Below are 26,240 nucleotides of genomic sequence, written 5' to 3' on the forward strand. Positions count from 1 at the left end.
GTCCGCCGCAGCTCACGGGTCGCGCGCCCGTAAGCTGCGGCGGCATGGCTGATCTCCTCGCCCTCGCCCCGCACCGTTCCACCACTGCCACTCTGCTGGCCGGTGCCGCTCGCGAGCGCGGCATGGACGTGACCGTCCTGCCGCGCGACGGACTCCCGGACCGGCCGCCGTCGGGCACCCGGGCGCACTACTACGGCGGCCCGCTCTTCGCCGCCTCGGCGGTGGGCAGCCTCGGGATCGCTCTCCTCGAACCGGCCGACGGCTGGCTCGACGCCCTGCCGTACGCGTTCACGGGCCGCCGCATCCGGTGCGTACCGCTCAGCGAGGCCCGCCGGGCACCGGGCCCGCTCTTCGTGAAGCCGCCCACCGACAAGAGCTTCCCCGCCGCCGTGTACGCGGACGGCGACGCGCTGCGGGTCCCCGCGGGCTCCCGTGCGGACCCCCTCGTCCAGGTCAGCGAAGTGGTCACCTGGGTGAAGGAGTTCCGGCTCCATCTGCTGGACGGGGAGATACGCACCGGCTCCCAGTACGCCGGCTTCGGGCGGCTGGACGTGGCGCCGCTGGCGGGCCACGCGGACGAGCCCGCGGTGCGCGCGTTCGCCGGACGCCTCGTCGGGGCGTGCGCGGACTCCCTGCCCAGCGGTGTGGTGCTCGACGTCGGACTGATGCGCAATGGCGACGGCGCGGGGGAGGGACAGTGGGCGGTGGTGGAGGCCAACATGGCCTGGTTCAGCAACGTGTACGCCGCCGACCCCGCCCGCGCCCTCGACGTGGTGCTGCGCTCGGCGGGTCCCGGGGCCGGTGTCAGTGCGCGGGACGCGCTCTTCCTGCGGGCGTGACGGCCTGCCCGGCCGGGGACTGACGGCGGGGCCCGGGCGTGACGCCCGCCCTGCCCGGGTGTGCTGCCGGGGCCGGCAACCTTTGGGACGGCGGTGGCGACTACTCCCCGGAACCCCACCTCTTCCCGACGAACGGATCAGGACATGGCAGCCATTACACGACGGCACACCGCGCTCCGCCCGGGACCCCGCAGAGCGATGACGGCAGGCACGGCGGCGCTCCTGGCCGCCGCGTCGGTCTGGACGTCCGGCGCGGCCTCCGGTGCCGAGGCCGCTGCCACCCTCACCGTCGCCAAGGACGGCAGCGGGCAGTACACCACCGTGCAGGCGGCGGTCGACGCGATCCCCGCGGGCAATACGGCGCGAGTCGTCGTCTCCATCAAGCCGGGCACCTACCGCGAGCTGGTGAAGATCCCCTCGACCAAGCAGAACGTCACCCTGCAGGGCAGCGGTTCCAGCCGCAACGACACCGTCATCGTCTACGACAACGCCTCCGGCACCCGGAAGCCCGACGGATCGGGCACCTACGGCACCAGTGGCAGCGCGACCGTCGCGGCCGAGGCCAACGGCTTCCAGGCCCGCAACCTCACGATCTCCAACGACTTCGACGAGGCCGCCAACCAGAACATGAGCGGCCTCCAGGCCGTGGCCCTGCGGACCGCCGCGGACAAGGTCTTCCTCGACTCCGTGATCGTCACCGGTGACCAGGACACCCTGCTGCTCGACACGGCCTCCAAGACGACGCTCGGCCGCGTCTACATGACCAACTCCTACGTCATCGGCAACGTCGACTTCATCTTCGGACGCGCCACCGCGGTGATCGACAGATCGGTCATCACGCTGAAGAAGCGGTGGGACGGCAGCTCCGCCGGCTACATCGCCGCACCCAGCACCGCCGCCGACCGCAAGGGATTCCTGATCACCGGGTCGACCGTCAACGGCGACGTCTCGGCGTCGTCCTTCTACCTCGGACGGCCCTGGCACGCGGGCGGTGACGCATCGCTCGACCCGATGGCGACCTTCCGCAACACGGTACTCAGCTCAGCGGTCAGGTCCGCCCCGTGGACGGACATGAGCGGCTTCTCGTGGAAGGACGACCGCTTCGCCGAGTACAAGAACACCGGGCCCGGGTCCGGGGCGGCGAGCAGCAACCGGCCGCAGCTCACCGACTCCCAGGCCGGCGGGCAGGAGACCGCCGACTGGCTGGCAGGCTGGACACCCTCGGCTTCCTGAGTCACGGTGTGTGGCAGTGAATCGACGCGGTGCCCCGGTCGAAGCGCTTCGACTCTCCTATGGACAGTACCTGTGAGCGAGTCTAGGCTCCACGGTGTCTGTGCATGTCAGAGTGCGACGGGGAGCACAGCAGGCGTTGTCGAAGCGCTTCGTCACCCGCCCTCCCCAGCGGTAGCCATCTGTAGGGGAGAAGCCGAATGGTCACGCTTGCCGAGGTCGCCCAGCACGCCGGAGTCTCCGCGAGCACGGTGAGCTACGTTCTCAGTGGCAAGCGGTCGATCTCGGCATCGACCCGGGAACGGGTGGAGCACAGCATCCAGCAGCTGGGCTACCACCCCAACGCCGGGGCCCGTGCCCTGGCCAGCAGCAGGTCGAACATCATCGCGCTCATGGTGCCGCTGCGTACGGACATGTACGTGCCGGTGATGATGGAGATCGCCATCGCCGTCGCCACCAGCGCCCGTACGCACGGCTACGACGTCCTGCTGCTCACAGGCGAGGAGGGGCCGGCGGCCGTCCGGCGGATCGCGGGGAGTTCGCTGGCGGACGCGATGATCCTGATGGACGTCGAGCTGCACGACGAACGGCTGCCGCTGCTCCGCGATTCGGGCCGGACCGCCGTCCTCATCGGCCTGCCCGCCGACACCTCCGGGCTGACCTGTGTGGACCTCGACTTCGAGGCCACCGGTGCGCTCTGCGTGGACCACCTCGCCGGCCTCGGGCACCGTGAGGTGGCGGTGATCGGCGAGGCGGCCGCCGTCTACGAGCGGCACACCGGCTTCGCCGAACGGACCGTGGACGGCATACGGGCCAAGGCGCAGGAGGCCGGGGTGCGCATCCTGCACCGCCCCTGCGAGGGCGGATTCGCGGCCATGGCCGGCACGCTGGGCCGGATCTTCGACGAACGGCCGGGCACCACCGGGTTCATCGTCCAGAACGAGGCGGCCGTCGAGCCTCTGCTCAACCTCCTCCAGCAGCAGGGGCGTGCTGTGCCGGAGGACGTGTCCGTCGTCGCCATCTGCCCCGAACAAGTTGCGACGCAGGCCTCGGTGCGCCTCACCTCCGTTGCCATTCCGGCCCAGGAGATGGGGCGCCGGGCGGTGGAACAGGTGGTCGCGAAGCTCGCCGGCCGGGGTACGGACGAAGTGGACCTGCTCGAACCGGTTCTGACCGTGCGTGCGAGCACTGGACCGGCTCCGGCCTGATCGTCGACGGGCCCGTTCACCCGTCCGGGTGGAGCAGCTCCCCGGTGTATCGCCACGGGGCCGGTGCACGCGTGTCACGGGTGGTCAACGGGGCCTGGAATGAGCCTGGTTGCCGATGATCCCGCATGGTAACTTCGCGATCGGTCATAAAGGCGGTACCGGCTCGACGGGGGTGGTCGGTGGTGGTGAGCGGGCTGCTCGGACCGGAGGAGCCGGACGGAGCCAGAGCGAGACTGATCGGTGCGCTGGTCGAATTCCTGTGCGTCCAGGATTTCGTCACCGACCGTGATCAATGCGCCCAGTTCGTGTCGTTCGCGGCGGAGCAGCTGGGTGCGGAGATCACCTATCAGCGCAAGAACCCACGGTCCGACATGCTGTCCTTCCTCCGGGCCCTGCTGAAGTACGAGAAGGGCCTCGGGACACTGACCTTCACCGTCGAGGTCATCGCGGGCCGTGAGTGTGCGGCCCAGTTGGCCCGGCTCGCCGCCGCGGCCGGTCCCGACGAGACGATCGCCGGTGCCTCACCGGAGTTCACCGACAGTGCGGTGCGGGACATCCACCGGCTGCTCGCCGACGTCCGGCGCGTCGACGACGGCCGTCTGCACGCCCTGCTCAACCACGAACTGGGCGTGGACGTGCCGTACGGCCAGACACCCGCCCAGCGCTTCGATCACCTGTGCGGGGTCAACACCCAGGCCGACGGTCTGCCCCCCGCGCTCGTGCTGGTCGAGATCACCGCGTTCCTGGAGCGGCCCGCGCTGCGTGAAGGGCTCAGGGCGTGGTCGGACGCCTGGGCGGGGGAAGCCGGTGCCGAGGCGGCCCGGGCCCTCGACGAGCGCAGGCGCGCCATCGCCGCGCTGCCGACGCCCGATCCGGACGTGGCACGTTGTCTCGTCGTGATGGTGGAGCCGGCGGACGACAGTTCGGCCGATATCTACGTACGTCACTGGGTCAACGCTGCGCCAGGTTACTGGGAGCCGGTGGCCGGAGATGTGCGTCCCACGACCATCGACCGGCTGGCGGGCGAGGTCGAGCGTGCCATCGGCCGCGGGCAGGAGCACTGGGCCGGCATGCCGGTGACGGAGAACGAGCCGCCCGCCCAGGTCGAGTTCGTGCTGCCGTTCACGCTGCTCAACCACGACATGGCCCGGCTGGAAATGGGCACCTGGAGTGGTGATCCGCTGCCGATCAGTCTTAGCTACCACGTCCATCTGAGGTCTCTCGAACGAATGAGAGCGGCGCAGAAGGACGGATATCTGCCTCTGTGGCGGGAACGCTGGACACAACTCAGGAACGCCGGTGTGGCCGAGTCGTACCGCTGGCACGGCGAAGAGGGGGAGCGGCTCGACCGCTGGCGTGCCAAGCTGATAGCGAACCCAGGCCTGACCGCGGTCATACTCGACGTCCCCGCACTGCCCGGTCTCGGCCTGGAAGCACTCGTCACCGCGATCGCTCAGGGGGTGGGCCTTGCAGCCTGGGACCGCAGAACGGACAGCCCCGACCTGTCGGGCGAGGTGCTGACACTGTTGCTCGCTCACCCGCCCTCACAAATCCCCTCGAAGGTAAGCGCGTTGCGCAAGAGGGCCGAGGGGATGAACCGTGACAACTGGTCCCTCGGGAAGCACCTCGCCCTCATGTGGGATGATCCCAACCGCCTGATCGACTGCGAGGAGTTGACAGCATGACCGAGCAGGCCTCGGCAGCGCAGTCCGTCACGCCCCCCTCCTGGAGGGTGTTCCATGCCACGGGGCAGCCCCCCGCGGGGGACCCGCCGGAGCTTCCGCAGCCGCCGCCCTGGCGGGTGTTCTCCGGAACCCCGTTGCAGCAGGACCCTCCCGAGGACGCGCAGTCGGCGCTGCGCCGGCTCGGCACGGTGCAACAGGGACCGCAGTTACGCGAGGAAGAGATCAACGCGGTGAACGCCGCACTGCTGCTGCGCCGCCCCCTGCTGATCACCGGGCCGCCGGGGGTCGGCAAGTCGACCCTCGCCTACCTGATCGCGAGGGAACTGGGACTCGGCCGGGTGCTGCCGTGGAGCATCGTCAGCCGCACCACGCTGCGCGGCGGTCTGTACGAGTACGACGCCATCGGGCGGGCCCAGGCCATCGCCGCCTGGCGTGCCGGGGGCACCTCGGAACCGGGGAGCGACACGGGAAGCGCTCCCGACCTGGGGGACTTCGTGACGCTCGGACCCCTGGGAACGGCTCTGCTCGCGTACGAGCGTCCCAGGGTGCTGCTCGTCGACGAGCTGGACAAGAGCGACATCGACCTGCCCAACGACCTGCTCCACGTCCTGGAGAACGGCAGCTACGAGATTCCCGAGCTGGTGCGGGCCGACGTGAACGAGGTGTCCGTCTTCACCGACGACCCCCGGGGCCGGTCCGTCATCGAGGCGGGCCGGGTCGAGTGCGCGGAGTTCCCGGTCGTCGTGATCACGAGCAACGGCGAACGCGAGTTCCCCGCCGCCTTCAGACGTCGCTGTCTGCCGCTGGAGATGCGCCCGCCCAGCCGCGAACAGCTCGTCTCCATCGTCGTCAGTCACCTGGGCCGGCGCCCTGAAGGCGTCGACGACCTCGTGGACGAATTCGTCAGGCGCCTGGACGGCGGGGGCACCCAGTCCGTCGATCAGCTGCTGAACGCCGTGCAGCTCACCACGGCGCACGGATTCCGGGCCGACAGCGACGGGCGTAAGCTCATCGAGATGCTCCTCCGCGACCTCTCGAAGGGCCGCTGATGAACGGCTCGCCACGAGAACGCGCCCCGGACACGCTGCCCGCCCCGAGCGGGGGTCTCCAGGAGACGGACGGCGAGGCGAGCTGGCAGGACCTCGCCGACGGAGTATGGCTCGCTGCCGCGTGGCACCGGGCCGGCCGCGGAGCGGACGGGGAGGCGGCCCCGGACCCCGCACCGTCGCCCGAGGACGGAACGGAGCCCCCCGCCGACGTCACGGCTCCCCTCTTCGAGGCGGGGGCACCGGAGACCGTGCCCGCCGGGAGCAGTGGCGTGGACCTTCACGGCGCCGAGGTCCACAGCGTCCACGAGACCCTGCACGGCCGGCCCGAAGCCGTCCTGCCGAACGGGACGCGCCCCCCGCGCCGCGTGGTGCCGCTGCGTCTGGCCAAAGCCCTGCGCGGGCTCGGCAGGCTCGTGCCCTCGCGCCACGGGAGCCGGCTCGACGAGGCGCGCACCGCCGAGAACGGCGTGATCGACGGACTGTGGATCCCCTACCTCGATCCCGTCCAGGAACGTGCCTTCGACCTGATGCTCCTCGTCGACACAGCGCCCACCATGCCCGTATGGGACGGCTCCTTACGCCAGTTGTCCGACGAGGCCGTGCGCAGCGGGGCCTTCCGTGACGTCCGCACGGTCGATGTCTCGCTGCCCGGCGGCGAGACACCCGTCCTGCGCTGGCCCGGCAACCGGCGGGCCGACCCCGCCGAGCTGCTGGACGGCCGGGGCTCACGGCTCTTCCTCGTCGTGACCGACGGACTGGCACCCGGCTGGGCCGAGGGCGGCGCCGACGAACTGCTGGGCCGGCTCGCATCCGCCGGGCCGACGGCACTCGTCCATCTGCTTCCGCCGTACCTGCGCCACCGGTCCTCCGTCTACCCCTTCCGAGCCCGGCTGGACGCGGCCGGATTCGGGGCGCTCAACCGCCACATCCTCTGCCGCCCGCCGCGCGGTGTGCCCGAGCACGCGCACATACTGCCCGACACGGGTGACGGATCCGTGGCGGTACCGGTCCTCAGCCTGCGCCCCGGGTCGTTCCGGGCCTGGGCGGACCTGGTCACCGGCGAACGCGGCGTACGACGGGCGCTGCCGGTGGTTCTGGCCGGGGCCATGGCCAAGGGGGTGTCCGCTCCCGGGCTGCGCGCACCCAGGCTCGACGGGCCCCGCGCGGCAGCGGACGCGGTGCGCCGCTTCTTCGCGCTGGCCAGCCCGCTCGCCCGGCAGCTCGCCGTCCTGCTGGCCGTGGCGCCGATGCGCTTCGACGTCATCGAGGAGCTGCGCGACCGGGCCTTTCCCGAGTCGCAGCCCGAGCACCTGGCCGAGGTGATGATGGGCGGTCTCATCGACTGGGAACGGGACGGCGAGGGCGGGCCCGACTTCGCCGACGGCATTCGCGAAGCCCTGCTGGCCACCGGCAACCGAACCCAACTCGCTCGTGCGGTCAGCCTGTTGGCCGACTCGCGTACCGGCGGGGTGCAGGGCACGAGGCTGCGAGCTGCTCTGCGGGACCCGGTGGGCGCGGAGCTGCCGGACCGCGAGGGCGGCCCGGCGTGGCTCCGCATCGAACTCGCCGTGCTGCGTGCGCTGGGAGGGCTCCCGTACCGACGCCGGGCGGCGGACCTGAAGGGCGTGCTGTCGGACGGCGCGGGAGCGTCAACGGAGGTGACGAAAGATGATAAAGAGGCACCTGATGTGAATGAGAACGGCCCCGCTTCCCCGTCGCACCCGACGGTTCCACCAGGAGGATCTGTGTCGCCGACGACACCACCCGTAGACACCGAGCAGGATCGGGTCGACGAGCGCACGAACGCCCCGGCACCGGAGCTGCGGTTCGTCCGTACGGGCCAGCCGAAAATCATGGGCAACGTGCCGCCGAAGAACCCGAACTTCACCGGTCGGGAGAGTCTTCTGGCGGCCGTGGAGAGGCAGTTGCGGGAGGACGAGACCACGGCCGTCCTGCCGCACGCCCTCCACGGCATGGGTGGCGTAGGGAAGTCGCAGATCGCCGTGGAGTACGTGTACCGCCACAGCGGCGAGTTCAACGTCATCTGGTGGATCCCCGCGGAACAGGAGAACCTGATCCTGGGCGCTCTCGCCGACCTGGCCCGCAGCCTCGGCCTGGAGGTGGGACCGCAGGCCAACGCCGCGGTGCCCGCCGTGCGCGAGGCGCTCCGCACGGGCAAGCCCTTCGACAACTGGCTCCTGGTCTTCGACAACGCCGAGGACATCGAGGCCGTCCGGTCCTACTTCCCCAACGGCGGACCGGGGAAGATCATCGTCACCTCCCGCAACCGCGAGTGGGAGCGCGTCGCCACGCCCCTCAGCGTCGACGTGTTCGACCGGAACGAGAGCATCGCACTCCTGCAGCGGCGCGCCCGGGGACTCAGTTCCTACGACGCGGACCGGCTGGCCGCGGCACTGGGCGACCTGCCCCTCGCGGTCGAGCAGGCCGGTGCCTGGCACGCCGCCACCGGAATGCCGGTCGACGAGTACCTCGGCCTGCTGGAGGAGCGCCGGCCCGAGATCCTCGAACTCAACCCGTCCCCCGACTACCCGCTGCCGGTCGCGGCGGTCTGGGACATCTCGCTCGGGCGTCTCTCTGAGGACAACCCCGCGGCACGCCAACTGCTGGAGATCTGCGCCTGCATGGCGCCGGAACCCATTCCGCTCAACCTCTTCAGGGGCGGACGCAACGTCGAGATCACACCCGAGCTCGACCCGGTCCTGCGCGACCCGCTGCTGCTCGCCCGCGCCACCCGGGACCTCAGCAAACTGTCGCTGGTGAGGCTGGACCACAAGACCGCCACGCTCCAGATGCACCGGCTCATGCAGAACGTGATCGTGGCCAGGATGGATCCCGAGGAACGGACCAGGATGACGAGGGCAGCCCATCTGCTGCTCACGACGGCCAAGCCGGGCGCACCCGCGTCACCGGACCAGTGGCCCGCCTACCAGGCGATCCTTCCGCATGTGATCGCGTCCGGGGCGGTCGAGAGCTCCGACGCGTGGGTCCGTGACCTCGTCTACGACATGGTCTTCTTCCTCTACTACTGGGGCGCACACGAATCGGGCCTGGCCCAGGCCCGGCTCGCCTGGGCCGCGTGGCGTGCCCAGTCCGGTGACGAGGACCTGCACGTCATCAGGATCACGAAGCTCCTCGGCTTCTACCTGCGGCTCCTCGGACGCCCCGACGAGGCGGTCGTGCACAACGAGCGGGCGCTGACGATCTCGCGCGGTGCGCAGATCCCGGACGAGGAACTCGTCGACTCGATGTGGCAGATGGCGGGGGCGCTGCGCCACCGGGGCGAGTTCCTCCAGGCACAGGAACTCGCCGAGGAGGCGTTCACCCGGGCCAGCAACCTCTTCGGGCCCGAGGACCCCGCCACGCTGAGCGCGGCGCACGACTACGGTGTGACGCTGCGGCTCAACGGCAGCTTCGCGGTCGCGCGGGAGATCGACGAGGAGACCGCCCGCCAGAGGGAACTGCTGTACGGGCCGGTGAACGGGCTCACGCTCAACACGCTGAGCGGACTCGCCATCGACATCCGGGAGGCAGGCGACTACCTGGGTGCCCGAGCGCTGCAGGAGTCCAACTACCTGCCCTACCTGGCCCACTTCGGCGAGACCAACGCGGCGACCATCCGCGCGGCGTTGAACCTCGCGGTGTGCAGGCGCAGAGCCGGTGTGGTCGAGGGAGGCTCCGCCCTCGCCGAACAGATCCTCGAGCGCTTCACCACCCGCTACGGACTGAACAACACGGACGCCCTCGGCGCCGCGATCCACGCCATGGTCGAGCGCCGCTTGAACGGGGACCTGGTCGGTTCCCGGGAACTGGGGGAGCAGGCGCTGGCCGCCTACCGCAAGGTGCTCGGCGATCGTCACCCGTACACCCAGTTCGCCAGGGTGAACCTCGCGGCGACGCTGCGGGCGCAGGGTGACACGGACCGGGCCGAGTCGCTGGACGCCCAGGCGCTGGAGGGTCTCGAAGCCACCCTCGGGGCGAAGCACATCAACACGCTGACCGCGGCGATGTGCCGGGCCAACGACCACTACGCACGGCTGGACTTCGCGCTCGCCATGGCCGCCGACGCGGACCTGCTGCCCAGGCTCACGGAGACGGCGGGGCCCGAGCACCCCCTGACCCTCGCGTGCACGGCGAACCTCGCGCTCGACCGGCGCGGGCTCGGCGAGTCGGAGGAAGCCGACCGTCTCAACCGCGCTGCTGTGGAGGGGTTTTCCCGTGTGCTCGGGGCGAACCACCCCTGGCACACCGCGGCCAGGCTCCACCAGCGCATCGAGTGCGACATCACGCCGCTGCCGATGTGACGCCGACGACGGCAGGCTGACCGCCGGCCCCTCCGCCGCACTCGGCGGCGGAGGGGCCGGCGGTCACAGCGAGAGCAACGGGGGAGTACGCATGACCACGGTGGTCTTCACACACGGCACAGGTGTCCGTGAGCCGCACCTGACCGCGCTGCTCACGCGGGTCGCTTCGGGTCTCGCGGCAGCGGACCCCCGGGTGCGCCTGACCGCTTACGACTGGGGCGGGCCGCACGGGGCGAGGCTCGCCGCGGACGGGGCCAGCATCCCGGCCGCACCCGGCACCGGGACAGGCCGGGGCACCGGCGATCCCGACGACGGCGACGGGACGCAGGAGTGGGCCCGGCTGTACGAGGACCCCACGGCCGAACTCGTCACCGTGCCGGGCGGAGCGGGCCCGCGCGTCACGCCGCCCGGCGCGGCCTTTCCGGACGAGCGTCCGAGGTCGCTCCTCCGCGAGATCGCGGCACGAGGAGAGCCCCGCGCGGACGCGCTCGGTCCCGGACTTCCGGAGGCGGCGGCCGAGCTCGCGCGCAGTGCGCTGCTCGGCCCCGCCGCCGAGGCCCTGGACCAGGAGACCCTGGCCCTGGTACTGGCCCGGGCGCTGACGGCCACGGTCATCGCCGCGCGACTCGCCGCCGACAGCCCCGTGCAGAGCGGCGGCGACGCCAGGGACACCGCTGTCGCCGCGCTCGCCGAACGCCTGGGCGCCGCACCGGCGGGTACCGGGCGCGGTCCGCTGCTCCGGACGGCGGGACGGCCGCTCGTGCGGCTGGGCTCCCGCTACGCCGTGCGCCGGCGCCGCGCGCTCACCGACGCGGCGCACCCGGCCGCCGGCGACATCCTCAAGTACCTCGCCCGGGGTGAGGCCATGCGCCAGGGCCTCCGCGACCTCGTGGCCGCACTTGAGCCGCCCGTCGTCCTGGTCGGGCACAGCCTCGGTGGCATCATCTCGCTCGACACCCTCATATCCGGCCCGCTGCCCGGGGTCGAGCTCCTGGTCACCGTCGGCTCGCAGGGCCCCTTCCTGTACGAGACGGGCGCGCTCCCCTCGCTCGCCCACCCGGATCCGCTCCCCGCCCACGTACCGCCGTGGCTGAATCTCTACGACCGCCGAGACCTGCTCGGCTATGCCGCCGAACCGCTCTTCCCCGGCCGGGCCGATGACATCGCCACCGACAGCCGGCAGCCCTTCCCCGTGGCGCACAGCGCCTACTGGACCGATCCGGCCGTCTACCGCGCGATCGGGGAGCGGCTGCCATGACGCGCACGCCGGTCCGTCCGGACCGCGTTCTCGCCCTGGTCGTCGGCATCGAGCAGTACGCTGCCGGCCCGGGATGGGACCTGCCGGGGCCCGCCGACGACGCCCTGCGCTTCCGCGAGTGGCTGCTGGCCCGCGGAGTGCCCGACAACCGTATCCAGCTCCATCTCGCACCGCTGACGGGGTCCGCCCCCGGCGTCCCGTTCCACCCGGCCGACCACGACTCGCTGAGGCGCGCCTTCATCAAGGACATCCCGGAACGCGGGGGCGACGCGCTGTGGGTGTGGTGGGGCGGCCACGGCGTGCTGGACGCGGACGAGAACACCCGGCTCTACACCGCCGACGCCACCTCGACCGACCGGCGCAACATACACGTCGAGTCCGCACTCACCCGGCTCAGGAGTGATGTCACGCCGGGCCTCGGGGTGCAGATGTGGATGGTCGACGCATGCCGCACCTTCGACGAGATGCACCACTTCCCGCAGTCGCTGCCCACGGAGCGGTTTCCGGCCGGGTCACGGGTCGCCGAGCACGAGCAGATCCTGATGCTCGCCGCAGGTCGCGGGCAGCGGGCGGTCAACGATCCGGAACGCCGGCGCGGTGTGTTCTCGGACATCGTCCTGCGCGCGCTTCCCGACGAACCGCTGCCGGATCCCATGCCCCTCTTCGAGGCGGTGAAGGAACGGATGAACGTCCTCCGCGCAGCGGGACACACCGACCAGATCTCCGGATTCCGCCTGCAGAGGCCCGGGCACACGGAGATCATCCCGCCGGGCCGCCCGCCCCACCAGGGACAGGGGGACGAGCCGGCGGTGCCTCCGGCCGCCCGGATCGTCACGGCCCTGATGGCGTATCCGCTGATGGGTGACCGTGACGAACGGCAGACCCTGGTCAACGAGCTGCCCGCCGCCGTCGTCGCCCGGATGCCGAGGCACCCGATGCCGAGGACGGACGTGATCGGGATCTTCCGCGCCCTCAGGGCACAACCGGACGGCCTGTGGAAGCTGTACGCCGCGGTGACACTGATCGACGACGATCCCGCCCGTGCGTCCGAACTCAGTTCAGCAGTACGGGACTTTCTCGCGAACCCGGCGCCCGGAATGTGATCGGCTGGCGTGATCACACGGGTTTCGGGAAGAGGTCTCAGTCGTCATGATGGAGTAAACGGTGGCATCCTGTGCCACCGCTCGCGAAGGGGGAGCGCGCCTTGTACCAGCCGGTGCCCGCCGACGGCACATCCGATCACCTCGAATCCGACCTCATGGACCTCGCCTCCGTGGGCGTCGCCGAACTGAGGCACCTGTCCGCCCCGGACGGGTCAGCACGGCTGCTTGCCGAACTCCGGCGCGCGCGCACCAACGCGATGGGCGGCGGTGAACCCGGGCGGGCCGAGTAGTCCCCGCCCGATGAGCCGCCGCGATGAATCCGTCCACGACAGGGAGCGAGATGTACGCCCCGATCCGCATGCCCGGCGCCCTGTTCGACGACATCGCCACAGGCGGCGGCTCACCCGAGGCCGTCGCCTTCCTGGTCCGGGGCGAGCGCAGCCGCCGCCTCCTTCTGCTGCGCGAGATACTCGACCGGTTCGACGCGGCTCCCGGCATCCTCGGACCCCTTGACGCGCGTACCGTCTGGCCCACGCTGGAGGCCGCCGCCGCCCGCGCTCCCGAGCCGGTGGACACACTGCTGTTGAGCCCTCAGGTCGGCAGCTGGCTCGCCCACATGCTCCGGAGGCTGCACGGAACGGCCTCCGGCCCGCCCCTGTGGGCCGATGCGGGGCAGCTCGCCGCCGTCGCCGCGACAGCGGCCGTCCACGCGGGCACGGACGCCGAGCTGGTCCTGCCCGCCCGCGGCGCGGCCGTCAGCCTGCCCGCGCTCGGCATGGTCCGGCTCCCCGGCCCGCAGGAGGACGGCTTCCACCCGGTGCGGACCGTGGTCTCCGGCGGAACCCTCACCGTCCGCCCGGACCGGGGCCCCGATATCGTCGTACACCCGCTCACCGAGCCGGAGTCGGCGAACTGGCTGCCCGTGCACAGGCTGGACGCCGGACCGGGGGCGCACTCTGTGCAGCTCGACGACCTCGACCCCTACCGCGACCTGGACGAGCCGATACCCCCCGGCCGGCTCGGCCCCGGAGAGCTGCGGGCCTGGCAGGGGCTGTTCCAGGACGCCGTGGCCATCCTGCGCCGAGGGGGCACCGGCCCCGGCGGCCTGCGGCCCGAGGAGATCAGCCGCATCGTTCCCTGGCCTGCCACGAACAGTGCCACAGGGCTCCCCGTACCGGCCGAGGGGCTCAGCGCCTCCACGGGTGACGCCTTCGCCTCCATGGTGATCGCCCGGCCCCCGGACGGCCTCGTCCTCGCGGAGACCCTCGTCCACGAATTCCAGCACAGCAAACTCGGCGCCCTCCTCCACCTCTTCCCGCTCCTCGACGACGACCGGTCCGAACGCCACTACGCGCCCTGGCGGGCCGACCCCCGCCACCTGCCCGGACTTCTCCACGGGGCCTACGCCTTCGTCGGCGTCACCGGCTTCTGGCGGGAGCGGATCGGAGACGCCGAAGCGGACCCGGCCGGACGCGCGCCGTTCCTCTTCGCGCTGCGCCGGCTCCAGACCCGTATGGTCCTGCGCACCCTGGCGACCCGTGCCCGGCTCACCGAACCCGGACTGCGGCTCGTCACCCGGCTGTCCGAGACCGTCGACGGCTGGCTGAGGGAGCCCTTGGAACCCGGTACCGCGGCCAGGGCCCGCGCGTCGGCGGTCAGCCACCGGGTGGAGTGGCGCCTGCGCAACCTGCGCTGCGCCGAGGACGACAAGGACACGCTCGTCAAGGCGTTTCGTTCCGGGGCCGTCCCCGTACCGGGCGGTGAACCACTCGTCGTCCCCGGTCAGGGGCGCGGGTACTGGCAGGACGACCGTGCCCGGCTCTACCGGCTGCGCGAATGCGAGGCCGGCCGGCCTCGGACGGCCGACGAGCTGCTGGTCGCGGGGGACGCGGAAGCGGCACGAACGGCGTACACCGAGCAGTTGCACGGACCAGGACCCGTCGACCCGCACGCGCTGGCCGGCTGGCTGCTCGCGCATACGGCGCTGCACCCGGGTGACCGTCGGCTGCTCGCCCGCCCCGAGCGGTTCGCGGCGCTCCTGGAGGCGTCGTCGCCCGACCGCTGGACCGACACCGCACGCTGGCTGGCCGGCGGCCCGGACGCGCACTGACACCGCACGCCGGCCGGCCGGCGGCCCGGAGTCGCACGGACACCGGACGGGTGCTCCGGCAAGGGGCACGACGAGGTGCTCCGCGCAGGACGCGGACCACGGGCCGGGGGCGTCCTCCCGGCCCGTGGTCCCCTCGGATCAGCTCGACGAGACGTTGAACCCGTTGGTCGTGAAGTTCAGTCCGCCGGACGACGAGGTGATCTCGTAGCCGAACTGGACGTCACCGATGGTCTCGTTGCCCCACCAGCCCTTGGTGTCCTTGATCCACTTCAGGATCGGCAGGATGTTCACCGTGCCGGCGGACGAGTCGGAGGTCCGCAGGAACGAGAAGACCTCGTTGGCGCCGTTGCTGCCCTTGTAGACGTCCCAGGTGTGCCCGCCGAGGGTGACACGCCCCTGGGAGGTGCCGAGGGGGCCGACGGCACCGTTGTGGTTCACCCACAGCATCACCTCGTAGTCGTAGTCCGTGTCCCAGATGTCGTACGACGTGTTGTACGCGCCGGACGACGGGACCGTCACGTTGTAGCCGCTGGTCAGCGACGAGAGCGACGAGATCGGCTTGTTGACGATCTTCTTGGCGTTCGGATACGACTTGATGCCGCCGGTGTTCGGGTGGTTCGCCGTCACGCCCCAGTTGCTCGACGAGTTGGCCCAGATGGACTGGGTGCCCGCTCCCGAGCCCCAGATGTTGTTGTAGAGGATGTAGTTGTCGGACGTGGTGTAGTTGCCCCACTGCTCGGACGAGGTCCAGATCGCGGCGTGGGCGGGAGCCGCCGCGAAGCCGATCAGCGCGGCCACGGCTGCCGTGGGGGCCATCAGCAGCCGGGTCAGGGTGGATCGTGCCATGGGGTGTTCCTTCCATGTGGGGATGGAGGACTGCTACCGCGGCCCCAGGGTGAGGACGCGGTCCACGCCGGCCGTCAGCTCCAGCGGAGCCGAGGGGTTTCCGGCGGAGGTCTCGGTGAGGACGAGCCCGTCGCCCGTACGCAGGTCGACGCGGGCGTCGCGGGTGGGGCGCAGCACGGCGGTGGCGCCGTCCTCCGACCACCGAAGGTCGAGGTGTGCGCCGAACCGTGTGCGTACGCCGCGGAGTTCGCCGGCCGGGTACGCCGCCGGGACCGCGGGCAGCAGCACCAGACGGCCGGGCGCCGACTGGACGAGCGACTCGATCACGGCGGCGGGCAGGGTGTGGGCCGCGTCCGCGTTGTAGACGTTCCGGGAAGGGTAGTGCGCGCTCATCAGCGAGTCGTGGAAGAAGTCGCCGCCGAGCACGGCATCCAGCGCCGCCGACACCCGGGACGGGTCCCGCAGCCGGGCGGCGATCAGGGCGTGGTGCAGATGGCCGTGGGCGGAGTCGTTCTCCGAGCCGCGCAGCTCCAGCGCGCGGTGCGCGGCCCCGGCCTGTTCCGGGGTGTCGTACGGGTTGATCTCGTCCAGCGGCCACACCGGATAGAGGTGGCTCAGGTGGCGGTGGTCGTACGTCTCCAGCAGGCCGGGCCACGCCCACTCGGCGAGCGCCCCGTCCTCGTTCACCAGATACGCCGGGAGCCGGGCCGCGAGCGACCGCCAGAGGCCGGCGGACGGGTGCCCCGGGGCGTGTTCGGCAGCTGTCGTCAGGGCGTGGCGGGCCGCCGCGATGTCCATCGTGGCGTTCACCGTGACCCAGCTCGCGTTGACCGGCCGGTTCTCGGGGGAGTACGAGGGCACGACGGCCAGGTTCCCGTCCGGGTCCTCGCGGCCGAGGAAGTCCTCGTAGAACAGCGCCGCTTCGACGAGCGCGCCGGTCAGAGCGGCGTCCGGGGTGCCCGTCGTGACCTCGGCGTGCTCCAGGAGCGGTTGCAGCAGCCAGTCCGCCCCGGCCGTCCACAGGTGCAGCGGATAGGCGCGCTGGAAGTGCCGGGTGTGACCGGACGCGCCGTCCGTGTGTGACGGCGCGACGATGCCCCGCGCCCCGAAGAGCGCCCGGGCATTGTCCTGCCAGTCGGACAACTGCCCTTGCACCAGGGATGCATGGGCCTCGGTGACCTCCGGAAGGGCGGCTGCGGCGGCGGAGGCGATCTGGAGGTTGAGGTTGGCGTTCGTCGTGAATGCGCCGGACCAGGCGGTGTCCCAGTCGCCGGTCCACAGGCCGGTCAGCCGGGGCGGGAGCATCCCCGAGGAGGACAGCAGGTGGTAGCGGCCCGCCGCGAAGAGCCGCTCCAGGAGCGCGGGGGACTTCGGCGCGCGCAGCAACTCGCTGCCTGACAGCTCACGCCCGGGCGCGGCGTCCCGCAGGGTGAAGGAGGCGCGCCCGTAAGCGGTCCTGTGCAGCGGCCGGTGGCGCTCCAGCAGCGTGGCGTGGTCCTCGCGTGGCAGAGCGGCCCACAGCTCCCCGAGGTCCGGGCGGCCGGCGCCCCTGACGACCCGGGTCGTCAGGGTGAGGCTACGCGCCCCCTCGATCCGGATCCCCTCACCGGCCACGGAGACGGTGCCGCCCTCCACCCGCGCCACGGTGACGCCCGTGTAGCCGAGCCCGCTGCCCGGGTAGCCCACCCGCAGTGCCAGGTGCGCGCCCTCCGGGGTCAGCACCGTGGAGCGGCCGACCGCCAGCTGCGCGGGGGCGCCGGGCAGGGAGTGGTCGAGGACGAGGTCGGCGGTCAGCCCGAGGTCCGTGACGTGCTGCACGATCACGTCGTCGGCCCGCGACACGAAGACGCGACTGCTCCACGCCTCGTAGGAGGCGCTCACCTCGCCCGTCGTGAAGTCGACCTCGCGCCTGTATCCGGCGACCGCCTCGTGCAGCCCCCGGGTGCGGCGCACGCGCGTCCGGAAGGCCGGGTGGAAGGGCTGCACCCACACCAGCGGACGCCCCGCGCCGAAGTCCTCGGCGGCCGTCGTGTCCCCTGACAGGAGCGCGTCCTGGAGACGGCCGAGCCGGTCGGCGAGCTCCGGCGGGCGGAGTTCCTCGCTGCCGTTGGGCCGCACCAGCGTGTGGTGGTTGACGATCACCCGGTCGTCCGCCGGGTCCCCGTACACCATCGCCCCGTGACGGCCGTTCCCGCTGAGGAACGCGTCCTCCCAGCGGGCCGCGGGGGAGGGCTCCCACGTTCCGTCGATCATGCGGAGACTCTTCTGAGCACGGCGACGCCGTAGCGCTCCAGCTCCACACCGCCGTCGGCCGCGGCCCCCGTGAGCAGGTCGAGATGCCGGCCCGGCAGTGTCACCCCGGCCGGGGACCGGCCGTGGTTCAGCAGGAACAGCAGATCACCGCGCCGCACCGCTTCGACCCCGGAGGGGAGCCCCTCGACGACGGGGCGCACGCCGGCCTCGGCCGCCGCCCTGCCGAGCAGGCCGCGCAGCGCGTCGGGCTCGGGCAGTGTCGAGACGTACCAGGCGGTGCCCTTGCGGAGTACCGCAGGCAGCCCGTCCAGTTCGCCGCCGCGGTACGACGCCTCGGTCTCCGCGCTGCCGTCGGGTTCCAGCTCCTCCGACCACAGCGTTCCTCGGAAGCCGTCGCACTCCACCGTGGCTTCCGCGTCCAGCGGCCACCACTCGTGCACCGTACGGATGCCGAACAGCTCACGCAGCCTGCTGTCCATGCCACCCGGCCTGATCCGGTCGTCCACGTCCGCGACGCCGGTGAAGAACCCGCACACAAGGGTGCCTCCACCCCGTACGTAGGCGACGAGGTTGTCGACGGCCGCGTCACCGAGCAGCTGGAGCTGGGGCACGAGCACCATCCGGTACGCGCTCAGATCCGATTCCGGACGGGCGAACTCCGTGCCGATGCCGCCGTCCCACAGCCCTCGGTGCCAGGCCTGGACCAGCTCCGTGTACGACACGAGGGAGGACGGCCGGCCCTCCTGGGTGCTCGACCACCAGGCATCCCAGTCGTGCAGCACGGCGACCTCGGACACCACGCCGGTGCCGCTCACCTCGGCGCCGATCAGGGCGAGTTCCGCGCCGATGCGCTTGACCTCCCGGAAGGTGCGGCCCTGCTCACCGGCGTGGCTCAGCATGCCGGAGTGGAACTTCTCCGCACCCTGCCGGGACTGCCGCCACTGGAAGTAGCAGACGGCGTCCGCACCCCTCGCCACCGACTGGAGTGACCAGAGCCGGTTGAGACCGGCGGGCTTGGGGTGGTTCACGGGACGCCAGTTGACCGTCCCGGCGGCCTGTTCCATCACCATCCACGGCCCGCGCGCCTGTGAGCGGGTCATGTCGGCGAGCATCGCGTTGTACTGACCGGCCCGCGGGTCCGTCGGATCCGGGTAGACGTCGACGGAGACGATGTCCTCCTGCTCCGCCCAGGCCCAGGCGTCCTGACCGGACCACAGGGGCATGAAGTTGGTCGTCACCGGGATGTGCGGGGTGTGCCGGGCGACGATGTCCCGCTCGGCGGCGTAGCACTCCATCAGGGCGTCGGAGGTGAACCGCTTGAAGTCCAGCTCCTGTGCGGGATTGCGCATGTACTGCGCCTTGCGCGGAGGCAGGATCTCCGTCCAGGTGTCGTAGCGCTGGCTCCAGAACGCCGTTCCCCAGGCGTCGTTGAGCGCCTCCAGGGTGCCGTACCGGGACGCCAGCCAACGGCGGAGGTGGGCGGCGGTCTCGTCGCACCAGCAGTGCGTGCAGTACTCGTTGTTGATGTGCCACACGGTCAGCGCCGGATGGTCCGCGTACCGTGCCGCGAGATCCTCGGTGAGGGCCGCGGCATAGCGGCGGTACACCGGTGAACTCGGGCAGAAGTGCTGCCGCGAACCGTAGTTGACGACGGCGCCGTCCTCGGTGCGCGGCAGGGTCTCCGGGTGGAGGGCCCCCATCCACGGCGGCGGTGAGGACGTCGGCGTTGCGAGGACGACGCCGACGCCGCTGGCGTGGACCAGGTCGAGCAGTCGGTCCAGCCACCCGAACTCCCGTGCTCCCGGGCGTGGTTCGATCTTCGCCCAGGAGAAGACCCCGATGGTGACGGAGTTGACCCCGGCCTCCTTCATCAGCCGGACGTCGTCGGCCCACACCTCCTCGGGCCACTGCTCGGGGTTGTAGTCGCCTCCGAAGAGGATGCGGCCACGGGTGGCGTCGTGCAGGGACGGCATTGACGTCTCGTTCCTCTACTGGGGGTCTGCGTACTGGATGCCGCGGCCGTTGGTGCCCAGGTAGACACGGCCGTGGACGCGGGGGTCGCCGGTGATGACCTCGCCGGTCCACCCCCACCGGTGGGCGTCGTCGTTGATACGGACCCAGGTCGCGCCCGCGTCGTCCGACCGGAGTACGGCCACGCCGTCGTACGTCGCGGACACCCGGCCGGTCTGGAAGAGCGCCGGGTAGCCGGCACGGCCCTTCCTCGGGGCGGCCTTGCCGAAACCGAGGGCGTACGAGGCCTGGCAGCCGGCCACCGGCCCGAAGGTGCGGCCGCCGTCCGTCGAGCGCAGCAGACCGTTCTCCTTGGCGGACAGCCAGAGATCGCCGGAGCGCCCGGGCGCCGCCGCTATACGGAACTGGACGTCCCCCGAAGGGAGCCCCGTCGCGCCCCGGGTGAAGGTCGCGCCCTTGTCCGTGGAGAGGAAGACAGCACCCGTGTCCGTGTCGTAGACGTAGAAGCGCCTCGGATCGAGCGGGTCGGCGACCGGCGTGCCGCCCTTGGGGAACGTGGCCACCTCCGCCCAGGTGGTGCCACCGTCCGTGGACCGGTGTGCCGCGTACTTCGTGCCGTCCCAGTGGACGAACGACCACAGCAGCGTCGCCCCGTCGGCGGACACCGCCACCGGGCCGGGGGCCGAGGGCGCGATCGCCGGCTGGGAGGCGAACGGCTGCCAGGTCGCCCCGCCGTCGCGGGAGTACGCGCCGGCCGAGTCCGAGCCCGACGGCCAGCCCGTCCGCACGACGTAGGAGGGCTTCAGCGTGGCCAGGGCGAGACCGGTCGCCGTGCCGAACACGGGGTTCGAGGCCATGCCGCGCGACGGGGACGCGGTCAGGGAGTCGTGGCGCATGACGCCGATGTCGCCGAGACCACTGAGGAGCCTCGTCCCCGAGGACGGTGCGATCAGCTGCCGCACCGAGGACTCCTCCAGACCTCGGATCTCCGGGGCCCAGTGCACCAGGTCGCGCGTCCCGAAGATCGTGGCTCCGGTGCCGTACAGGACGTGCCGTGAGTCGTACGGGTCCACGGCCACGGCCTGGATCCACCAGCCGAACTTGGGCTCGCCGCCCCACTTCAGGTACGGAGTCTCCGAGACGTCGAGCACCGCGGTGTCCTTGAGGGAGGTCCAGCTCGCCCCGCCGTCCGTGGAGCGGAAGAGGGTGTCCACCGGGCCCCAGCGGTTGTTCGTGGAGACCACGACAGTCCCCGGGCGGGCCGCGTCCACGGCGACCCCGCCGTACCCGAACGCGTCGCCGGGGCCCGGGGCCACCGGCGTCACGTCGGTCCAGGTCCCCGTCACCGTATCGAGTCGGTGCACCGATCCGTCGGCCTGGTTGTTCGGGCCCGGGCCGTCGGCGTAACTCACGTACAGCGCACGGGTGCCCGTGTCGTACGCCGCGCGGACCGGAACCTTCGTCGCCGCGCCGGACGGCTGTCCGGGTACGGCCTCCCAGCCGCCCGAGGCGTTCGTGCGGTACAGGGCCGTGCCACCGTCCGCCCAGCCCGCGTACACCGTCCGGCCGGCCGCCACCAGCAGGGTGACGCCCTGGCCGCCGGCCGACGCCGTGGCTGGGAACGAGGTGTCGGCGGCCCAGGTGGCCCCCCGGTCCGTGGAGCGCAGCAGCCCGTCATGGCGCGTCCCGAGCCAGAGCGTCCCGCTGTCGCGTGGATCGACCAGCAGCCGCTCGCCGCAGCCCCGGCCGTCCTCGTTGGCCCCGAGACGGACGGTGAGATCCGTACGCGCCCAGGTCGCGCCCCGGTCCTCGGACCGGAGCACCGCGCCCGGGGAGGCGTACGCCTGCGTGTACGTCCCCAGGGCCAGATACAGCCGGTCGGGGTGCGCCGGGTCGACGGCCATCGCCTCGACCCCCATAAGGTTCCAGTCGTCCCAGCCGATGTGGTCGGTGAGCGCCGTCCAGCGGGACCTGCGGTCGTCCCAGCGGTAGGCGCCACCGATGTCCGTGCGGGCGTAGGCGAGACCCCGCACGGCCGGATGGAACAGGATGCCCGTCACGAAGCCCGTCCCGCCGATCGCCGCGGTGCGCCAGCGGTGCGGCTGGGTCTTCGCGGGCCGCCGGGCGGCCGAGGCCGTGCCCGCCGCCGGCAGCACGGAGACCGAGGCGGCGACCACGGCCGCACCTGCCAGGACTGTCCGGCGCCCGGGACGCGGGGCGGGTTCTGGCTGCGGGACGGACGAAACGCGCATGACGAGGACCCTCCGGAGGGGAGTGACGGGTGGGTGCGGTGCTGTGCGGACGGTGGTGATCAGCCCTTGACGGCGCCGGTGAGCATGCCTTCCTTGAAGTGCTTCTGCACGAACGGTGAGAGGAACGCGACCGGGATCAGCGCCAGCACCATGACCGCCATCTGGATGGCGAGCAGTGACAGGTGGCCGGTGTTGATGACCTGCGTCAGACCGGTGGGCCGCTCCTGTTTGAGGACCAGCTGGTTCATCACGTTCTGCAGCGGCATCATCTCCGGGTCGCTGATGTAGATGGACGCGTTGAACCAGGCGCTCCAGTAACCGACCGCGTAGAAGAGCGTGATCACCGCGATGACCGCGCGGGACAGCGGCATGATGATCTGCCACAGGATGCGGAAGTCACCCGCCCCGTCGATGCGGGCGCTCTCGACGAGCTCCTGTGCCGTGCTCATGAAGAAGGCACGCAGGACCAGGATGTTGAAGACGTTCAGTGCGCTCGGGAGGATCAGGGCCAGATAGGAGTCGGTGAGGCCGAGCCCCTGCACCACCAGGTAGGTGGGGATCAGGCCCGCCCCGAAGAACATCGTGGCGAGCATGAACAGCAGCAGCGGACGGTGGAGCACGGAACCCGGCCGGGACAGGCCGTAGGCGCACATGATCGAGACGGCCATGCTGAAGAGCGTCCCGACCACGGTCACGCAGATGCTGATCACTGCGGCCCGGGTGACCTGGCCGCCGCCGAGGAGCTCCTGGTAGGCGACGAACGTGATGCCGCGCGGGATCACCACCAGCCCGCCCGCGTCGGTGATGGTCCGCACCGAGGACAGGCTGGTGACGACCACGACCCAGAGCGGGAAGAGCACGGCCAGACAGGCCAGGACCAGGACCACACCCTTGGAGGCGAGCCCCGCCTTCGTCGGCTCCTCCTCCCACACCGGCCGCAGCCGGCCACGGGTACCCGGCTTGATCCCGGCCACGCCGGTCATTCGGTAGAGCAGGCCGCTCACTTCTTGTACACCCCCTGCTCACCCATGAGATGGGCGACCTTGTTGGCCCCGAGGACCAGCAGCAGACCGAAGATTCCCTTGACGATCCCGACGGCCGCCGCATAGCTGAAGCCGCCGTTGGTGATGCCCACGTTCCACACGTAGGTATCGAGGACCTCGGAGGCGCCCGGCCCGACGGCCGTGCGCTGGAGCAGGATCTGCTCGAAGCCCACGGTGAGCGCGTTGCCCACCTGGAGGACCAGCAGCAGGGCCACGACCGGGCGGAGGGCGGGCAGTGTGACGTGCCACATCCGGCGCCAGCGGTTCGCACCGTCCATCGCGCTCGCCTCGTAGAGCTCCTGGCTGACCGATGCCAGAGCGGCGAGGAAGACGATGACGCCCCAGCCGGCGTCCTTCCAGATCATCTCGAAGGTGATCAGGAACTTGAACAGACCGGGGTTCGTCATGAGGTCGAAGCCCTCGTACCCGTTCTCCCGCAGCGTCTGCGCGATGAGCCCCGCGCCGCCGAACATCTGCTGGAAGACCGTGATGACCAGGACCCAGGAGAAGAAGTGCGGCAGATAGAGGATCGCCTGCGCCACCGCCCGGACCCGGGGCCGCACGAAGCTGTTGATGAACAGCGCGAGCAGGATCGGCACCGGGAAGAACAGCGTCAGCTGCAACAGGAAGATCGTCAGCGTGTTGCCCAGCGCGGACCAGAACAGCCGGTCGTTCACCATCTGCTGGAACCACTCGAAGCCGACCCAGGGGCTCTGGAGAATCGCCTGGAAGGCGTTGTCAGCGATGTAGGGGTCGTAGTCCTGGAAGGCGACGACGTTGCCCACCAGGGGGACGTAGGCGAAGACCAGCAGCAGCAGCATCGCCGGCAGGGTCATCAGCAGCAGCGTCCGGTCACGGCGCAGCCGGTGCCGCAGGGGCACCTTCGCGCTGACCGGGGCCGGCCCGCGGGCCGCCCCGTCCTTCTCGGCCGGCGGCGACGCAGGGGATCCCTGCGCGCGCCGGCCATCTGTGCTCAGTGCCATGTCAGGAAGCCGACTCACCGGTCTCGTCGAGCAGCTTCTTGTACCAGTCGCGCAGCTTGTCGCCGCCCTTGGTCTTCCAGTCCGAGACCTGCTGCTGCATGTCGCTGACCTTCTTGCGGCCGCGCACGATGTCCTTCTCCAGGGCCTCGAACTGCGCGTTGAGCTCGGTGTACCGGGTGGGCTCCTGGATCTGCATGCCGTGGAACAGCGGCTTCCTCAGGTGCGCGCCCTGGCGCTGCTGCCACTCGATGACACCCTTCGCGACGTCCGGGTAGTCCGGGTAGGCGCGGTACGGCTTGGAGGTCGCGACGTACTCGTAGGTGGCGAAGACCTCGTTGTTGCCCTTCTCGTTCTTGACGAGCACCCCGTCCTTGAGGGTGTGGTGGGTGCCCTCCAGGCCGTACGCCCGCAGACGCTGCTCCTTGCTCCCGTACGGAGCGGCGGTGAAGTTGGCCAGCGCGAGGAGGTCCTCGATGACCTTCTTGTCGGCCTTCTTGCTGGCGAAGCACCAGATGTTCGAGGGGGAGGCCTCGTAGATGACGGGGTCACCGCCGTCGTGTGCGAAGAAGTCCATCGCCCCCATCCGGAACTCCGGCTTGTCCAGCCGCTGGACGGCGGTCGCCGCGTACCAGTCCGAGATGTCCGCGTTGTACATCATGACGTTGCCCGAGGAGAAGGTGGTGCGCATGTCACCCGTCTCCGCCTTGGCATCCGGGTGCACGAAGCCTGCCGAGTACAGCGAGCGCGACCACTCCAGCGCCTCCAGGTACTCCTGGGTCTCGTAGCGGTTCACCAGCTTGCCGTCGACCAGCTGCCAGTAGTAGGGCTTCTCCGGAAGCACCCCGAAGAAGACGAACGCCGACCACGTCATGTCGCTGCACGCCCACACCTTGTTCTTGGGGGCGTTGATCTCCTTGCAGAGGTCGTAGAACTCCTGCGTGGTGGTCGGGACCTCGTACCCCTTCTCCTCGAATATGTCGGCGCGGTAGAAGGGGGTGATGTTGGGAGTGGCCTCGGCGGGCATGGGGATCCCTCGCAGCTGGCCGGCGAAGATGCCGCGCTGCCAGGCGCCGGTGGGAATGGCCGCCAGGTTGGGGTACGCCTTGACCTTGTCGCCCGACAGGTAGGGGCCCAGGTCGGCGAACTTGTTGGCGATGGCGCTGGGGATCTTGCCCTGGAGCTCCCATCCCGGGACGACGACGGCGTCCGGGACGGCGCTGGACGCGAGCACGGCGCCGAGCTTCTGTCCGTAGACGTTGCCGTCCTGGTTCTGCCACTTGACCTTGACGCCGGCGGCCTCGTCCATCGCCGTCCAGTACGCGTTGCCCTCGCCGGGCGATGTGCCCCACAGCGGGGCCATGATGCTGATCTCGCTGCCCTTGCCGAGCTTCTCCGGCACCGACACCGCCAGCTTGTCGGCGGGGAGCGCCGTGGTGAAGCCGTCGGCGGAGCCGTTCTTGCTGGGGATGTCAGGGGTGACGGTGTTCGAGGGGACATAGGCCGGAAGGATGTCCTTCAGCTTCTTACCCGTGGTCGTGCCCTCGTTCTTCGCGCCACCGGAACCGCCGCCGCAGGCGGCGAGGAGCGGCATCCCCCCGCCGACGGCTGCCGCGACTACCACGGAAGAGGCGAGGAATCGTCTCCGGCTGGGAGCGGAGGGGGAGTTCGGCGTCATTGCGTCAACCCTTCGTGGTGCAACAGGACGGCCCGCGGCGGCGACTGCCGCTCGGCCCTGTGTCTGAGGTAGGGGCGTTACCGGCCGAGCCGGTCGGTACTGCACCGGCTGAGCTGAAGCGGTCAACGGGCTGCCTCGTCGAAGCGCTTCGATGTTGCAGCGAGGTTAAGTGAAGGGTCTCGGCCGCACAAGAGTTCGTTTCGATATTCCTCCGACCTGTTTCCGAACCGTTTCCCGACGTGATGACGCACCGATGTGCCCGGAAGAGCCTCTTTGGGGCGGTCGTGCCCTTGACACCTGCGGGGTCGGCCGAAGAGCATCGAAGCGCTTCGAAAGATCTTCTCCTCGCGCCGAAGAGACGACTCGGCGCCCGTAGACCGGAAAACCTCCCACCTCTCCAAGGGGACCCGCAC

16 protein-coding genes and 1 pseudogene are annotated in these 26,240 nt (G+C 71.0%); 10 read left to right on the forward strand and 7 right to left on the reverse strand.

What is annotated here, in order from left to right:
* Window positions 1-44: 44 nt before the first annotated feature.
* The 10 genes and pseudogenes from HED23_RS13545 (at window position 45) to HED23_RS13590 (ending at window position 14,804) form a co-directional block, all read left to right on the forward strand.
* Window positions 45-839 carry an ATP-grasp domain-containing protein gene (locus HED23_RS13545; RefSeq protein WP_203183673.1) on the forward strand — a complete coding sequence of 265 codons (795 nt, stop codon included), beginning with the start codon at window positions 45-47 and terminating at the stop codon, window positions 837-839.
* Between the two features lie 201 nt (window positions 840-1,040).
* Window positions 1,041-2,072, forward strand: a pseudogene (locus tag HED23_RS13550) (pectinesterase family protein); the annotation flags it as partial.
* A 197-nt stretch (window positions 2,073-2,269) separates the two neighbouring features.
* Window positions 2,270-3,277: a LacI family DNA-binding transcriptional regulator gene (locus HED23_RS13555; protein WP_203183674.1), complete on the forward strand. Its 1,008-nt coding sequence runs from the start codon at window positions 2,270-2,272 to the stop codon at window positions 3,275-3,277.
* Between the two features lie 185 nt (window positions 3,278-3,462).
* Entirely contained in the window at window positions 3,463-4,962 is a 1,500-nt protein-coding gene (locus HED23_RS13560; RefSeq protein WP_238441938.1) for an effector-associated domain 2-containing protein, read from the forward strand.
* A complete protein-coding gene (locus HED23_RS13565; RefSeq protein ID WP_203183675.1) occupies window positions 4,959-6,011 on the forward strand; it encodes an AAA family ATPase in 1,053 nt (350 codons plus the stop codon). Before HED23_RS13560 ends, HED23_RS13565 begins: the two co-directional genes overlap by 4 nt.
* Complete coding sequence (gene fxsT, locus HED23_RS13570; RefSeq protein ID WP_203183676.1) at window positions 6,011-10,333, forward strand: FxSxx-COOH system tetratricopeptide repeat protein; 4,323 nt, start codon at window positions 6,011-6,013, stop codon at window positions 10,331-10,333. Before HED23_RS13565 ends, fxsT begins: the two co-directional genes overlap by 1 nt.
* 91 nt (window positions 10,334-10,424) lie before the next feature.
* Window positions 10,425-11,591 (forward strand): alpha/beta fold hydrolase, encoded by a 1,167-nt coding sequence (locus HED23_RS13575; protein ID WP_203183677.1) that lies wholly within the window; start codon window positions 10,425-10,427, stop codon window positions 11,589-11,591.
* A complete protein-coding gene (locus tag HED23_RS13580) occupies window positions 11,588-12,694 on the forward strand; it encodes an effector-associated domain 2-containing protein (RefSeq protein ID WP_203183678.1) in 1,107 nt (368 codons plus the stop codon). The genes HED23_RS13575 and HED23_RS13580 overlap by 4 nt, the downstream gene beginning before the upstream one ends.
* Window positions 12,695-12,795: 101 nt before the next feature.
* Window positions 12,796-12,984, forward strand: a complete 189-nt coding sequence (locus HED23_RS13585; RefSeq protein ID WP_203183679.1) for an aldo/keto reductase — start codon at window positions 12,796-12,798, stop codon at window positions 12,982-12,984.
* A gap of 23 nt (window positions 12,985-13,007) precedes the next feature.
* Window positions 13,008-14,804 (forward strand): HEXXH motif domain-containing protein, encoded by a 1,797-nt coding sequence (locus HED23_RS13590; protein ID WP_238441939.1) that lies wholly within the window; start codon window positions 13,008-13,010, stop codon window positions 14,802-14,804.
* A 138-nt stretch (window positions 14,805-14,942) separates the two neighbouring features.
* On the opposite strand, the gene HED23_RS13595 is transcribed toward HED23_RS13590, so the two are convergent.
* The 7 genes from HED23_RS13595 to HED23_RS13625 are packed head-to-tail and all read right to left on the reverse strand — an operon-like array spanning window position 14,943 to window position 25,827.
* Window positions 14,943-15,650: a GH12 family glycosyl hydrolase domain-containing protein gene (locus HED23_RS13595; protein WP_203183680.1), complete on the reverse strand. Its 708-nt coding sequence runs from the start codon at window positions 15,648-15,650 to the stop codon at window positions 14,943-14,945.
* 33 nt (window positions 15,651-15,683) lie between these two features.
* Window positions 15,684-17,903: a glycosyl hydrolase family 95 catalytic domain-containing protein gene (locus HED23_RS13600; protein WP_203183681.1), complete on the reverse strand. Its 2,220-nt coding sequence runs from the start codon at window positions 17,901-17,903 to the stop codon at window positions 15,684-15,686.
* Window positions 17,900-19,876: a beta-galactosidase gene (locus tag HED23_RS13605; RefSeq protein WP_203183682.1), complete on the reverse strand. Its 1,977-nt coding sequence runs from the start codon at window positions 19,874-19,876 to the stop codon at window positions 17,900-17,902. The genes HED23_RS13600 and HED23_RS13605 overlap by 4 nt, the downstream gene beginning before the upstream one ends.
* A 15-nt stretch (window positions 19,877-19,891) precedes the next feature.
* The gene (locus tag HED23_RS13610; RefSeq protein WP_203183683.1) at window positions 19,892-22,126 is read right to left on the reverse strand and encodes a sialidase family protein; all 2,235 of its coding nucleotides are present in this window, start codon (window positions 22,124-22,126) and stop codon (window positions 19,892-19,894) included.
* A 59-nt stretch (window positions 22,127-22,185) separates the two neighbouring features.
* Window positions 22,186-23,109 (reverse strand): carbohydrate ABC transporter permease, encoded by a 924-nt coding sequence (locus HED23_RS13615; protein WP_238442266.1) that lies wholly within the window; start codon window positions 23,107-23,109, stop codon window positions 22,186-22,188.
* 17 nt (window positions 23,110-23,126) lie between these two features.
* Window positions 23,127-24,152 (reverse strand): ABC transporter permease, encoded by a 1,026-nt coding sequence (locus HED23_RS13620; protein WP_203183685.1) that lies wholly within the window; start codon window positions 24,150-24,152, stop codon window positions 23,127-23,129.
* A 1-nt stretch (window position 24,153) separates the two neighbouring features.
* Entirely contained in the window at window positions 24,154-25,827 is a 1,674-nt protein-coding gene (locus tag HED23_RS13625) for an extracellular solute-binding protein (protein ID WP_203183686.1), read from the reverse strand.
* Window positions 25,828-26,240: the final 413 nt, after the last annotated feature.

The sequence above is a fragment of the Streptomyces pratensis genome (assembly GCF_016804005.1).
GTDB lineage: Bacteria > Actinomycetota > Actinomycetes > Streptomycetales > Streptomycetaceae > Streptomyces > Streptomyces pratensis_A.